This window comes from Butyrivibrio sp. MB2005 (assembly GCF_000424285.1).
Taxonomy (GTDB): domain Bacteria; phylum Bacillota; class Clostridia; order Lachnospirales; family Lachnospiraceae; genus Butyrivibrio.
In genome coordinates this window covers 1-15,069 of sequence record NZ_AUJP01000011.1, presented here as the reverse complement: position 1 = coordinate 15,069, position 15,069 = coordinate 1, and the positions used below count along the sequence as shown (strand labels likewise).

Sequence of the window (15,069 nt, the reverse complement as noted above, 5' to 3'; positions counted from 1 at the left end):
TTTATTTCTTTGGGTAAAATGCTTGAGAATATTCAGATTTCCCCCAACCCTATAGAGATATTTTACTAAAATTGTGCATACAATACAAGTAATTCAAAACAATTTGCACAATTATTGCTTTTCACACTTTAACGTGTTATAGTGATATAGATTTCGCCAAGCATTTGGCAATGTCAAAGAGAAAAACTCGAGGTAAATTCAATGAATGCAAACGATATAACCTGTGGTTTTATCGGTCTTGGACTGATCGGTGGATCCATGGCAAGAGCTCTGAAGGAGAAAGCACCGGGGATGCGCATAGTTTCCTACACTCCCCACCGCGAAACCTCTGAAAGAGCCAAGGCTGACGGTATCGTAGATGAGATAGCGCCCGCTATAGATGAACACTTCACGGGATGTGACTACATTTTTTTATGTGCTCCCATTGAGAGAAACAATGATAATCTTTCATTATTAAAGCCGTTTCTTGATAAAAAGACCACTTTGTCTGACATCGGCTCAGTAAAAACAAGTATCCACGAACACGTTAAGGAACTGGATCTTGAAGATCAGTTCATAGGCGGTCACCCCATGGCAGGTACCGAACGTATCGGATATATCAACTCCAAGGCTTCAATACTGGAAAACGCCTATTATATCCTAACTAAAACAGAGAAGACCTCAGATGAGCGTCTTGAAAACTACAGAGAGCTTGTTGAACTTATGGGTGCCACTCCTCTCATCATTCCTTATGAGCAGCATGATTTTGCAACCGCAGCCATAAGCCATGTCCCCCACGTAATAAGCGGATGCCTTGTGAATCTTGTTGAGAGAAGCGACTATTCAGACGGTCTTATGAAGACAATAGCAGCAGGCGGTTTTAAGGACATCACAAGAATCTCTTCCTCTTCGCCTGTTATGCTCCAGCAGATATGCCTTACCAACAGAAAAAATATCGTGACACTGCTGAACAGATACATAAGCTATATAAAGGAAATGAAAGACGTAATAGATGCGGCCGACGGCGATGGCCTTATGGAGTTCTTTTCATCTGCCAGAGAATACAGGGATTCCTTCAACGATCTCAACAGAGGTCCCATCAGGAAAACCTATATCACAAGGGTCGATATTGCCGACGAGCCCGGCAACATTGCTTCTGTTGCTACTCTTCTTTCTGTCAATGGGATCAACATCAAGAATATCGGTATTGTTCACAACAGAGAGGACGAACACGGAACTCTCAGCATCGAGTTTCATGATGGAAAAGCTATGGAAAAAGCTGTACAATTATTAGACAATCACGGATATCCATCCGCCAAGTAACTGCATAATTTTCTTAGACATAAATGAGGTGCAATCCATGATAAGTATTGAAAAAAGTTCTAAACCGTTAAAAGGACATGTTTATGTCCCGGGGGATAAATCCATTTCTCACAGAAGCGTCATGTTCGGCGCACTGGCTGAGGGCACAACTGAAATCACAGGTTTTTTGGAGGGAGCAGACTGCCTCTCTACTATTGATTGTTTCAGAAAGCTCGGTATACAGATAGAGCATACTCAGCGTCCCGTTCACGGAGTTCCCACCATAACCGTTCACGGCAGAGGCCTTCACGGGCTCTCAGCACCGGATACAGGACTTTTTACAGGCAACAGCGGCACTACCACAAGACTTATTGCCGGTATTCTCGCTGCTCAGCCTTTTGATACTGTGCTCACAGGTGATAACTCCATCGAGCAGCGCCCCATGAACAGAATCATCAAGCCCCTTACCCAGATGGGAGCTGACATATCTTCACTTAAAGGAAACGACTGCGCTCCTCTTATCATCAAGGGAGGCAAAAGGCTTCATGGTATCACATATCACAGTCCTGTCGCTTCCGCTCAGGTTAAATCCAGTATTCTTCTTGCAGGACTTTATTCAGACAGCGATACCGTAGTTTATGAACCCGCTCTCAGCAGGAATCACACAGAGATAATGCTAAGAGCTTATGGTGCAGATATTCATAATGAAGTTGATGTAAAAGGAAGCGCCGCTGCTATCCTTCATCCCGGTTCACCTCTTAGAGGTATCAAGGTAAATGTACCCGGAGATATTTCTTCAGCTGCATATTTCATTGCTGCAGCTCTCCTTGTTCCGGGTTCAGACATTGTGATCCATAACGTTGGAATCAATAAGACAAGATCAGGAATCCTCTGCGTACTTAAGCAGATGGGTGCAGATATAGAACTTGAGAATGTGGATGAATCAATTGAGCCAAGAGCTGATCTTCACGTTCGTTATTCACAGCTCCATGGCGGAGTAAACGGCAGATTCGAGCTTTCAGGTAAGCTTATTCCTACAATGATAGATGAGCTTCCAATCTTTGCTGTTGTTGCCGCTTCCGCAAACTGCACCACCATCATCAAGGACGCTGCAGAGCTTAAGGTCAAGGAATCAAACAGAATTGATGCCATCTGCAACAACTTAAAACTTATGGGCGTTGATATAGAACCCACAGATGACGGAATGATCATTAACGGCGGACGTCCTTTTGTAGCAGCAGACATAGAAACAGAGGGTGACCACAGAATAGCCATGAGTTTTGCAATCGCAGCTCTCGCAGCAAGCGGTCAGACCAGAATCATTGATGATAAATGCGTAGGTATCTCCTATCCCGCTTTCTTCAATGATCTTAAGAGACTTTTACAGTAATCATTTTTTGAGACCTGCGGGTTCTCCTGCAGGATACAGTGAATATAACGGAATAAAAAAGGAATGTTGCATCTGAGAATTTTCTCTCTTAGCAACATTCCTTTTATTTACATAAATTTATATCAGTCTCTCTTAAAGATATCTCTTGTGTATACCTTATCCTTTACATCATCAAGACAGCTGTCATAACGGTTAGCTATGATTGCCTGGCTTTCCTTCTTGAATTCATCAAGATCATTAACAATCCTGCTTCCAAAGAAAGTAGTTCCATTCTCAAGAGACGGCTCGTATATGATCACTGTAGCGCCTTTAGCTTTAATGCGCTTCATAACTCCCTGAATACTGCTCTGACGGAAGTTATCGGAATTACTCTTCATGGTAAGTCTGTAAACTCCTACCACAACCTCATGCTCAAAGCTCTTGTCATAGCTTGCGCTGTTACCGTAAGCACCGGCTATATCAAGTACTCTGTCAGCAATGAAATCTTTTCTGGTCCTATTGGCATCAACGATAGCTTCTATAAGGTTCTCAGGTACATCTGAGTAGTTAGCCAAAAGCTGCTTGGTATCCTTGGGAAGACAATATCCGCCATATCCAAAGGAAGGATTGTTATAAAAATCTCCTATTCTGGGATCAAGGCAGACACCTCTGATAATGCTTGCTGTATCAAGCTCCTTCATCTCAGCGTATGTATCAAGCTCATTGAAATATGATACTCTGAGTGCCAGATAAGTATTGGCAAAAAGCTTAACTGCCTCAGCTTCTGTAGTGCCCATGAAAAGAACATCTACATTCTCTTTAAGTGCTGCTTCTTCAAGGAGCCTTGCAAAAGTATGGGCTGCTTCTACAAGCTTTTCATCCTTCTCATCCATACCCACAATGATTCTGCTGGGATAGAGATTGTCATAAAGAGCCTTGGACTCCCTAAGGAACTCCGGACTGAACATTATCTTGTCTGATCCCATCTTCTCTCTCACCTTCTCGGTGTAGCCAACAGGGATCGTGCTCTTAATTACCATGAAGGCATCAGAATTAACCTTCTTTACAAGATCGATAACTGCTTCAACAGCACTGGTGTCAAAATAATTCTTCTTGCTATCATAATTGGTAGGTGCTGCAATAACTACAAAATCAGCATCCTTATAAGCAGCCTCGCCATCTGTTGTAGCAGAAAGCTTAAGCTCTTTTTCCTCAAAATACTTCTCAATATACTCATCCTGAATCGGAGATATACGCTTATTCAGCATCTCTACTTTTTCAGGGATTACATCAACAACCGTAACCTGATGTCTCTGTGAAAGAAGTGTTGCAATTGAAAGTCCTACATATCCCGCACCTGCAACGGCAATCTTTACATCATCAATATTTTGCATATTCACTCCTATTTAGGGTGCCTGGAGTTATTCTTCTCCTGCAAGCGTCTCCTGTACAGTCTCATATACAGAAATACGCTGACGGTCATATTCCGGCATTCCAATAAAGATAGCACCATATTCATATCCATTCTCAAGCATGGTGCCTCTTACAATTTTGATAAATACATGCAAGACTTCTTTGGTCCAAATGGTGATATTTGCTTCGTAATTGTCACCCATGACCAGCTGAACATCAGACATAAAGCCCATTCCTGCCCTTGAGCAGTTCATAATGGAAATAGCGACAGTCTCTGCATCACCGTCACCGCCTCCATACATTGACTTCATGATAAGCTCACCTTCAAGATCAAGTCTCTTGTATTTTCTTCTCTCGTCCATAATATCCCCCACATATGTATTTTAATGAACTTAGCAATACCATTATAAATATATCTTAGCTTATATTTCATCGTCCGTAAAGAAACAAGCATCGCCAAAAGAGAAAAATCTGTACCTGTTATCTATTGCTTCTTTGTATGCATTAAGCACATGTTCTCTGCCTGCAAGAGCAGATACTAACATCACAAGCGTTGACTCAGGGAGATGGAAGTTTGTGATAAGGCAGTCAGTCACCTTGAATTTGTAGCCCGGATAAATAAATATGGATGTATTATCCGCACACTCTTCGATGTGACCATTCTCATCCGCTGCACTCTCTATGGTTCTGCAGCTGGTGGTACCGACACATATTACTCTGTGGCCGCCTTCTTTGGCCTTATTGATCTTATCTGCCGCTTCTTTTGTAACCTGATACCACTCTGTATGCATGTGATGCTCAAGTACATTGGTAACCTTTACAGGTCTGAAAGTACCAAGTCCCACATGAAGTGTTACATAGGCAAGATCTATTCCCTTATCCTGAATCTTCTGAAGAAGTTCCTGTGTAAAATGAAGTCCCGCAGTAGGTGCTGCAGCTGAACCTTCATACTTGGCATAAACTGTCTGATACATGTTTTTATCCTGAAGCTTATGCGTGATATATGGCGGCAGTGGCATTTCTCCAAGTCTGTCAAGTACCTCTTCAAAAATACCCTCGTAGTAAAACTGAACGAGTCTGTTTCCCTCTTCCACGATATCAAGAATCTTTGCTGTAAGACTGCCGTCACCAAAGGTAACTTCTGCTCCCGGCCGAAGCTTTTTGCCGGGCTTTACAAGAGTCTCCCAAATATCATTCTCTCTTCTTTTCAGAAGAAGTATTTCAACGGCAGCTCCTGTATCTTTCTTGGTTCCAAGAAGTCTTGCGGGAATAACCTTGGTATCATTAAGAACCAGGCAGTCCCCCGGATTAAGGTAATCTATGATGTCATGGAAAATCTTATGGGCTGTCTTACCTGTCTCCTTGTTCATTACAAGAAGCTTACAATCATCCCTGGACATGAGCGGATCCTGGGCGATCAGCTCCTCCGGAAGATCAAAATAATAATCACTTGTGCGAAGGCCCAGATTAGGGTCCTGCGCATTATTTTCTGTAGTACTCAATATTTTCTCCTAATATCCCTCATCCGCCCTTCGGGCACCTTCTCCCCAAGGGAGAAGGCTCTTTTCTTGCCCTCCCCCTGGGGAAAAGGCTCTTTTCCTGCCATCCCCCTGGGGAGAAGGCTATTTTTTTGCCTTCCCCCTAAAGGGGGGGGGGAAGGTGGCACGAAGTGCCGGATGAGGGTGCTTTACATATTAGTCATTCCGGCCTTATTTAAGAATGTCTTATACAGGCGGAGCGCCTCATAGATATCAGCCTTGGATGTTGCTTCATAAGGAGCATGCATATTAAGGACTGCTACGCCTGCATCGATAACATTCATTCCATAAAGAGCAAGGATATATGCGATAGTTCCGCCACCGCCTACATCAACCTTACCAAGCTCTGCCATCTGGAAGTCAACGTCATCCTCTTCAAAGATGCTTCTGAGATGAGCGATGTACTCAGCATTAGCATCATTTGAGCCTGATTTTCCACGGCTTCCTGTAAACTTACTAAATACAGGGCCATAGCCAAGGAGAGATGCGTTTTTCTTCTCGAACTGGCCTGCATACATAGGATCAAATGCAGCATTAACATCTGATGAAAGCATGCATGAATTTGCAAGGCATCTTCTAAGTTTAAGCTCTGAGTAATCACCGCAGAGATTCATAAGCTCAGCAACAGCGTTCTCAAAGAATTTACTCTGCATACCGGTAGCTCCAACGCTTCCGATTTCTTCCTTATCAACAAGGATGCAGCAGCCTGTTCTCTTAAGATTCTTAACACCAAGAAGTGCTTCCATTGAAGGATAAGCACATACTCTGTCGTCCTGACCGTAAGCAAGGATCATTGAGCGGTCAAAACCTGCATCTCTTGCTTTTCCTGCAGGAACGATTTCAAGCTCAGCTGAAAGGAAGTCTTCCTCTTCGATTCCGTAAAGGTCATTAAGAATGCCAAGGATTCCGCGCTTAACAGCACCTGAAACCTTGCCGCTTACTTCCTTCTCTTCCTTCTCATATGCTACTGCATACTGCTGACCGTCTGTAAGCTTTGTGTTCTTCTTTTCAGCCTTTTTCTTTTCATCGCTCTCAATTACAAAAGGTCTGCTTCCAATTACAAGATCAAGAGCCTCGCCCTCAACTACTGTAGCAGCCTTCTTGCTCATAAGATCGCCTGAAAGGTGAATGAGAAGATCGCTGATGAAGAATACCGGATCGTCCTCGTCCTCACCTACGTTAAGCTGTACTGTTGTGCCATCCTTCTTAACTACAACGCCGTGGATTGAAAGCGGAATTGTAACATAGAGATACTTCTTGATACCGCCATAATAGTGGGTATCGAGATAAGCAATATTTGTATCCTCATAAAGTGGGTTCTGCTTTACATCCATTCTGGGTGAATCGATATGAGCACCTAAGATGTTCATACCTGTCTCAAGTGGATCAGAACCGATCTGGAACATAGCGATAGACTTATTCATCCAAACGCTGTATACCTTGTCACCCTTCTTAAGCTTAGTGTTCTTTCCGATAAGAGTGTTAAGCTCGCGGTAACCTGCTTGCTCAATCTCGTTGACAATGCTGTCGATAGCTTCACGCTCTGTCTTGGCATTATCAAGGAATGTCTTATAGTTATCTGCAAAAGCTTCGAGCTCTTTAAGCTGCTTTGCATTATATTTTGTCCATATATTTGTTCTTTTCATTGTGTACTCCTTTTTCCCTCATCCGCCCTTCGGGCACCTTCCCCCAAAGGGGGAAGGCTTTTTAGCCTTCCATCTGCACTACGGGCACCTTCCCCCAAAGGGGAACACTTTTTAGCCTTCTCCCTTGGGAGAAGGTGTCAGCGAAGCTGACGGATGAGGGTTTTAATTAACTTCTAAGTTTAATATTAAGGCTCTCAAGACCGTTGAGAATCTTCTTCATAGCACCGTTTACTTCGTCATCTGCAAGAGTCTTCTCTTTGTCTCTGAAGGCCAGTGAATATGCCATTGACTTGAAGCCCTTCTCTATCTGTGATCCTTCATAGATATCGAACAGCTCAAGTTTCTCAAGTTTCTTACCACCGCGCTGTCTGATCATCTTCTCGATTTCGCCTGCAGTAACAGCTGTAGGAACAACCATTGAGATATCACGGGTAACAGCAGGGAACTTAGCAATTCCTGTGTATACACGGTTGTAATTTGCGTGAGGTACGATTGCAGGAAGGTCAAGAACTGCAATATATGTTCTCGTTCCGATTCCGTAGTTATCAAGAACCTCAGGATGAACTTCACCAAGATATCCGATGGTCTCACCCTTGAATGAAACTAAAGCCTGGCGACCGGGATGAAGGAAAGGCTTACCAGCCTTAGCATCATACTCAAGATCATCAGCCATGCCGATCTGTCCAAGGAACTCTTCAACAGCACCCTTCATTGAGAAGAAGTCGCCCTCTCCGTAGAATCCGAGAACAAACTGTGCTCTCTCATCGGGAAGTTCCTTAAGAGGAAGCTCCTTTGCAACGTAGATATTTGCTATCTCATAAAGCTTAACGTCCTTATTTCTGCGCTTGTAGTTTGTAGCAAGGCTTGTAAGGATTACGTTAAGAGGAATTGTTCTCATAATAGAGAAGTCTTCTCCAATAGGATTTGAAATTGTAATAGCATTTCTCTCAGGTGCATCCTGCGCCAAAAGAAGCTTATCAAATACCTTGGGACTCTCAAAAGAGTATCCGTATGCCTGTGAAAATCCGCAGAACTGAGCCACCTCTCTTGCTGTCTTCTCAACTGTCATCTTGAAGGTAAGCTTACCAGTTGTAGGTGCATTCTTGGGAAGCGTTGAAGGAATCTTGTCATATCCCCAAAATCTAGCAACTTCTTCTGCTATATCGCACATACCGATAAGATCCTGTCTGAAGCTGGGAATGATGATCTCATTTGCCGCTTCATCATAGGAAAGCTCTTCTCTTGCGAAAATATCAAGCATTGTCTGTCTGTCAATATCTGTACCAAGAAGCTTGTTGATCTTCTCAGGCTCAAACTTAATTCTGTTAAGAGGCTTGATTGGAGATTTAACCTCAACAATGCCCTGTGTAACCTTACCACAGCCGAGCTCGTTTACAAGCTGGCATGCACGGTTGATAGCATCCTCTGCATTGTTGGGATCAAGACCCTTTTCAAAGAATCCTGATGCATCTGTACGAAGTCCGATTCTCTTTGAGCTCTTACGGATGTTGGGTCCGTTGAAGGTAGCTGCCTCAAAAAGAACTGTAGTAGCATCCTCTGTGATCATAGAGTTCTCACCACCCATGATACCGCCGACAGCAACTTCTTTCTCGCCGTCACAGATCATGATTACTTCACTGTCAAGAGTTCTCTCCTGTCCGTCAAGCGTTACAAACTTCTCGCCGTCCTTAGCGCGCTGTACGACGATCTTATTACCAGCGATAGTTGAAAGATCAAAAGCGTGCATAGGCTGACCATATTCAAGCATTACATAGTTTGTGATATCTACGATATTATTGATAGGTCTTACACCGTTGGCAGCAAGTCTTCTCTGCATCCACTCGGGTGAAGGTCCGATCTTAACATCTTTTACTACTCTTGCGCAGTAACGTGAGCAAAGGTCTGTATCCTTAATCTCAACTGAGATATAATCAGAAGCTTTCTCATCTGTCTCCTCAACCTTAACTTCGGGAGCCTTGAAGGGAAGCTTGAATGTTGCAGCTGCTTCTCTTGCGATACCAAGAATGCTGTAGCAGTCTACACGGTTACTTGTTACCTCAAATTCAAATACAGTGTCATGAAGTCCGAGAACCTCTACTGCATCTGCTCCTACCTCTGTATCCTCGGGAAGGATGTAAAGTCCGTCCTCAGGAGCATCCGGATAGAAATCCTTTGATGAACCAAGCTCTTCAATAGAGCACATCATACCGTAACTCTCGATTCCGCGAAGCTTACCTGCTTTAATCTTAATTCCTTCTTCGGGATTAGGGCTTCCGTCATGTCCGCCGGCAACTCTTCCTCCGTCAAGAACAACAGGAACCTTATCGCCTTCCTTCATGTTCTTAGCGCCTGTTACGATCTGAATCTTCTCTGATCCAATGTTCACCTGACAGATAACAAGCTTATCAGCATCGGGATGCTGCTCGATCTTGTCGATCTGACCTACTACGATTTTCTCTAAGTTTTTATCGAGGCGATGGAATCCCTCGCCCTTTGTTCCGGAAAGAGTAAGTGCATCAAGGATCTCCTGATCACTTGCATTTAAATCCGGTACATATGCTTTTATCCATGATAATGATGCGTCCATTCTTAACCTCCCAAATTAGAACTGCTCAAGAAAACGAATATCGTTCTCGTAAAGTAATCTCATGTCATCTATCTCATATTTAAGCACTGCGATTCGCTCGAGACCGAGACCGAATGCGAAGCCTGTGTACTCTTCGGGATTGATACCGCTCATCTCAAGAACGTGAGGGTGTACCATTCCGCAGCCAAGGATCTCAATCCAGCCTTCGCCCTTACAGAAACGGCAGCCTTTTCCGCCGCACTTGAAGCAGCTTACGTCCATCTCAGCAGAAGGCTCTGTGAAAGGGAAGTGATGAGGACGGAATTTAACCTTAACATCCTCTCCGAATATCTCCTTTGCGAACTCAGCAAGAGTTCCCTTAAGATCTGCAAATGTGATGTCCTTATCGATTACAAGACCTTCAATCTGGTGGAAGCTGGGGCTGTGTGTTGCATCAACCTCATCTGCTCTGAATACACGACCGGGTGCGATCATCTTAATAGGAAGCTTACCCTTTTCCATCTCATGAACCTGAGTGGATGAAGTCTGTGTACGAAGAAGAAGGTCTCCTGTTATATAAAATGTATCCTGCTCATCCTTTGCAGGGTGGTCAGCGGGAATGTTAAGTGCCTCGAAGTTATAATAATCCTTCTCAACCTCAGGACCCTCAGCTACTTCGTAACCCATTCCGATGAACACATTTTCTACATCCTCAAGTGTAATAGTATTGGGATGACGATGTCCTACATTATTCTTCTTTGCAGGAAGTGTAACGTCTATTGTCTCGCTGGCAAGCTTTGCCTCTCTGGCAGCTGCTTCCATTTTCTTCTTGGTATCCTCAAGAATATTCTCAATCTCCTGGCGAACATCATTTACCATCTGGCCAACCTTAGGTCTGTCCTCAGGTGCTACGTCCTTCATACTTTTAAGGATACTTGTAAGTTCACCCTTTTTGCCAAGGATATTAACGCGAATGTCGTTAAGCATATCAAGACCTTCGGTCTCTTCGATCTGCTTAAGTGCGCTCTCCCTGATTTTGTCTAATTGCTCTTTAATCATGTTTACCTCCTGAAAAATAAAGATAAAAAAGTCCCTCACATCTTTTAGATGTAAGGGACGAATATAATCCGCGGTACCACCCTGATTCCTGCCACAAAAAACATGGCAGACACTTAATTTCATTAAATTGTAGCTCCGATGCGAAATTTCCGAACTGTCTTTACCTGATGAGCTCTCAGCCAGTGACTCATCTCTCTGGAATAGGAAAACAGAACATCCCGGGGCAAGCCCCACATCCTCAACGCTCTTCACAATAGTTTAACGATGGGATAAGGAAAAGTCAAGCAAACTTACCTTTAAATTCTGAAGCCTCAATCTGCCGGGAACCAGTCATCCCTGCTCTCGTCATAATAGTATAGCTCATCCGCATCTTCATCATAATAATAGGTCGTATCGGTCATATCATCATAGAGATACAGGGTTTCATTTTCATACAGGTACCAGATTTCCTCTTCATAGTCGTAAATCCAGTTATCTGCCGCCCACTCATCTCCATAGCCGTAATAATCGCCGGTGTCGTAATCATATCCATATTCGCAGGATCCGCCACCGCTTATATTACCACCGTACTCATCTTCATAGGCGCCCCAGCCGCCCCAGCTATCTTCAAAGCTGTCGTAATCATAGTAGTCGTCATAACTTACCGTGTATACAAAACCTTCAAGCCAATCTATATAATCTTCATCAAAATCTATATCACTATAAACACTTCTTAGCTGGTCATAAAAATATGAATCGCCGTATGGAAGAGATACAGATAATCCGGTAAGCTCGTTTTTATCTGAGGTATGACCATAGTAGGAAACCGCTGCCTTCAGGGCTGACATAAGTTCTTTTGCTTCACTGCTGCTACTGTCAATACCCTCCACCAGCGCCAGTATGTCACTTATGTAATAATCAGACAAAGTAACATCACTGTCATCTAATCCCCACATATCCCAAAAGCCTTTGCTCATGCGACCCTTGGCCATGTGATTTTTACTGTAGTTCTTATTAAGGAGAGCTTCCTCATTCTTATAGGCATAAGCTTTCCAGGCTGCAAAAAGATTCCTTATGGTGGACTCGTTAAAAAGTCCAATGCAGGCAGAATCTCCGATAAAGCTGTCTTCGTTATCGCTTATGATGTCATCAATTATATTTTTACCAAGAAGAGGTGCCGATATGCCGGGATTCTCCTCAAGGTTCTTCATCCAGGCTGTGTAACTCCAGCCAAGTCCCGATTCAAAATCCTCTGATAAAAGCGTATATCTGCAAAAGGGTGACAGTGCATAGCAGGTCTCAAGATTGGCCATAATGCAGCAGTCCATACCGATAATGTCAAAATATATATCACTGTGCTCAGAAAAAGCTGCTGCCATCTCAGCAATGGTAAGACTTGACTCCTCCGGCTGCCATTCATCATATCCAAATCCGTATACCGGACCGCCGCCGTGGTTCCAAAAAATGAAAATATAGCGTTCCGCAGAATAGTTATCTTTGCAAAAGCCGATAAATTCAGACAAAGTATCCTTTGATGTACAGTCAAGCTGTCCAAGATTATCCCTAACAAGCGTAAGATCGCCGTTCTCAATTTTATAGGTCTGGGCTGTATTTGATGAAATGCCATAATTCTGCCACTCCTTGGTTCCCATGGTCTGAATTATTACATTTACATTATCGCCTATTCCGGATGAAATCATCTCAGATATGTCATCCGTTGCTTCTCCTGCGTTGGTCTCAAGATCTGAACCGTTCATATAAATCATTATGGTAGCTGATTTAGCCTCTACGCCAACCGAGATAGTCTCTACTTCCGAAGGCGCTGCATCTGCCGGAGTCTGTTCTACCACAGAGCTCTCAGCAGATGCACTTTCCTCAATGTCTGAAGTAACCTCCGCCTCTTCTCTTGGACGGTCCTCTTGTTCCTCATCATCCGGCATAAGCATAATTATTATGAACAGTACGCCAAGTACCGCCAGTATTGTAACAGCGATCTTTTTTAATTTACGCCACATAATCCCCTCATTACTTGAATTTAGCCTTCTTTGATGCGCCGGCCTTTTTCAGCATACTTTTATAGGAAGATCTCTTGCTCTTTGGAAGAGAGAACTTTACCTTCTTGGGAGTAGCCTTAAATGCATCATAACCCACACGCTTAAGCTTAGTGCTCTTTATTGAAAATGATTTAAGAGATGTGCAGTTCATAAAGGCAAGCTGCTCGATATACTCAACTTTTGATGATATCTTTACGGTTGCAAGATTTGCACAATCTCTGAAAGCGCTGTCTTCAATACTTGTTACTGACTTAGGAAGACTTATGCTTTTTATACCTGAAAAAGCAAAGGCAGAACTACCGATTTTGGTCACTCCATTAGGTATCTCTACTGTATCAAGATTTTTACATCTGCTAAAGGTACTGCTCATTATTCTTCTCACTTTAGAAGGAACCTTTAATGTTGTGATGCCTGATCCGGAAAAAGCAGAGTTTCCAATATGATAAATCCCGTCAGGAATATTTATATTTGTAAGAGATGTACAGTCATAGAAAGCATATGCATCAATATACTTTGTTGAGTTTGGAAGTACTACTGTCTGAACGCTGCCTGCATTCTGACAACCATATATCCTCTCTATACCCTCTGAATATATTACCTTCTTAACATTTTTCTTATCTTTGAAAAGATTGTAAGAGATAGGCTGGCTCATGTCTTCATAGAGATGAAGCTGTCTGCCGTTGTATGTAATTGTTTTAGGAATAGTAATCGTAGCAGCATTAGAGCGAAGCTTAGTGATTGTAAATGCATTGCTGTCCGGATATACATAGTACTCAAATACAGAATCCTTATATGGAAGCGAGAACTCAGCCTTTGCTTCTATCCTTCCCGGTCCTGCTATAAAAAGTAAAATGCACGCAAGTGCGCCTAGAATGCCTAAACTATATTTCTTCATTTTGTTTTTCATTTGTTTCCCTTTCAATATTAGTCGTTACGCCAGATTTTGGACCCTTTTTTAGATACTTCCCACACAACAATATTATGGGCGGTATATGTAGTACCGTTCTTTTTATACTTGGGTCTGATGGAAACGTAGTATGTCTTATTTTTCTTTATCTTTTTCTTGTGGCACTTTTTGATGGTGACTGAATCATTTTTACCCTTAACGGTAGCTGCCTTTTCATAGCCACTTGTTCTGTTTTCAGAAATATAAATATCATATCCGGTGGCGCCATCTACCTTATACCAGGATAAAGAAAGCTTTCCGTTTTTGAGTGTGCATGCTCTTTTCTTGGCACCACGTACAATATCGGGCTGATCAATGATGTAAGTGGTAACACTCTCACCGTAATAATCCTTTGAGTTGATTTCAGCTACAGGTGTAAGAACCAACTTCTTAACACTGGGAAAATCCTTATATTTTGTATAAAAATCAACTGTACCAGCATAGGTGTTATTGCCCACTCTACCCTTGTCAACAAGCTCATCCTCAGCGTTGTAAAGTGAATACTTATATTCGTTGACACCGGATCTGTAGTCCACCTTCAAAGTAGTACTAATAGTACTGTATGCATAAGCCTTTACTCCTGTCGGCTTATCAGGCAAAGTAGTTATCTTATGTCTGAATGTATCATGCTTGTAGTCGTTATATCCAAAACATATATAATAACTCGTTCCCGGCTTAAGATTATTGAAGGTATAAGTATTGCCTGAAAGCTTGCAGGAAATACCATTCTTACTATTAGCCTGCGCATCGGCTGCATCAGCTGCTTTAATAGTCTCCATACCTTTGGTAATCTCACAGATACCATAGCGGATCGTTTTTACTTGCTTTACTAACTTCGGGTGTAACTCAACAGTGACAGAAGTCATAGTCTGATTTATTTGCGCTATGTCATCCACATCCATAGCCGCTTCAGACTTAAAGTTTGTGGTCATGAAGACCATGATGATTCCGATGAACATCACGATACGTGAGAGCACAGGAATCAATTTAGAAATTCTCCCCATTTCTTTCTTCTCCTCCTTATATAGACATATCTCTATGTCATATTGTCCCCTCAACCGTTTTATTATACTTTAATTAAATTGATAAAAAAATAACTTTTTGGATTTTTTGATAGTCAGAGCTTGCATTAAATTTTTTGTCATGCTATTATCTTTCTCGCATGTTTAATGCATCTTGTTTATCTATTGCAGATACTTCTTCTGCAGGATTTCAAAA

At 42.6% G+C, this 15,069-nt stretch carries 11 protein-coding genes; 2 read left to right on the top strand and 9 right to left on the bottom strand.

What is annotated here, in order from left to right; translation table 11 throughout:
* The first annotated feature begins 201 nt into the window (after positions 1–201).
* Together G610_RS0106845 and aroA are read left to right on the top strand one after the other, a co-directional pair.
* Complete coding sequence (locus G610_RS0106845) at positions 202–1,302, top strand: prephenate dehydrogenase/arogenate dehydrogenase family protein (RefSeq protein ID WP_026524201.1); 1,101 nt, start codon at positions 202–204, stop codon at positions 1,300–1,302.
* 37 nt (positions 1,303–1,339) lie between these two features.
* The gene (gene aroA / locus G610_RS0106840) at positions 1,340–2,671 is read left to right on the top strand and encodes a 3-phosphoshikimate 1-carboxyvinyltransferase (protein WP_051197777.1); all 1,332 of its coding nucleotides are present in this window, start codon (positions 1,340–1,342) and stop codon (positions 2,669–2,671) included.
* A gap of 122 nt (positions 2,672–2,793) precedes the next feature.
* On the opposite strand, the gene G610_RS0106835 is transcribed toward aroA, so the two are convergent.
* From G610_RS0106835 to G610_RS20030, 9 genes are all read right to left on the bottom strand, one after another.
* Entirely contained in the window at positions 2,794–4,044 is a 1,251-nt protein-coding gene (locus G610_RS0106835) for a nucleotide sugar dehydrogenase (RefSeq protein WP_026524199.1), read from the bottom strand.
* A gap of 27 nt (positions 4,045–4,071) precedes the next feature.
* Positions 4,072–4,425 (bottom strand): PilZ domain-containing protein, encoded by a 354-nt coding sequence (locus tag G610_RS0106830; protein WP_026524198.1) that lies wholly within the window; start codon positions 4,423–4,425, stop codon positions 4,072–4,074.
* A gap of 60 nt (positions 4,426–4,485) precedes the next feature.
* The gene (gene queA / locus G610_RS0106825; protein WP_305803306.1) at positions 4,486–5,565 is read right to left on the bottom strand and encodes a tRNA preQ1(34) S-adenosylmethionine ribosyltransferase-isomerase QueA; all 1,080 of its coding nucleotides are present in this window, start codon (positions 5,563–5,565) and stop codon (positions 4,486–4,488) included.
* 185 nt (positions 5,566–5,750) lie between these two features.
* A complete protein-coding gene (locus G610_RS0106815; RefSeq protein ID WP_026524196.1) occupies positions 5,751–7,247 on the bottom strand; it encodes an aminopeptidase in 1,497 nt (498 codons plus the stop codon).
* A gap of 166 nt (positions 7,248–7,413) precedes the next feature.
* Positions 7,414–9,834, bottom strand: coding sequence for a phenylalanine--tRNA ligase subunit beta (pheT, locus tag G610_RS0106810; RefSeq protein WP_026524195.1), 2,421 nt, complete (start codon positions 9,832–9,834; stop codon positions 7,414–7,416).
* Positions 9,835–9,849: 15 nt separating this feature from the next.
* A complete protein-coding gene (pheS, locus tag G610_RS0106805; RefSeq protein ID WP_026524194.1) occupies positions 9,850–10,869 on the bottom strand; it encodes a phenylalanine--tRNA ligase subunit alpha in 1,020 nt (339 codons plus the stop codon).
* 314 nt (positions 10,870–11,183) lie between these two features.
* Positions 11,184–12,866: a clostripain-related cysteine peptidase gene (locus G610_RS22030; RefSeq protein WP_026524193.1), complete on the bottom strand. Its 1,683-nt coding sequence runs from the start codon at positions 12,864–12,866 to the stop codon at positions 11,184–11,186.
* Positions 12,867–12,876: 10 nt separating this feature from the next.
* Positions 12,877–13,812: a leucine-rich repeat domain-containing protein gene (locus G610_RS20035; protein WP_051197775.1), complete on the bottom strand. Its 936-nt coding sequence runs from the start codon at positions 13,810–13,812 to the stop codon at positions 12,877–12,879.
* A gap of 17 nt (positions 13,813–13,829) precedes the next feature.
* Positions 13,830–14,855 (bottom strand): hypothetical protein, encoded by a 1,026-nt coding sequence (locus tag G610_RS20030; protein WP_035797148.1) that lies wholly within the window; start codon positions 14,853–14,855, stop codon positions 13,830–13,832.
* Positions 14,856–15,069 lie beyond the last annotated feature (214 nt).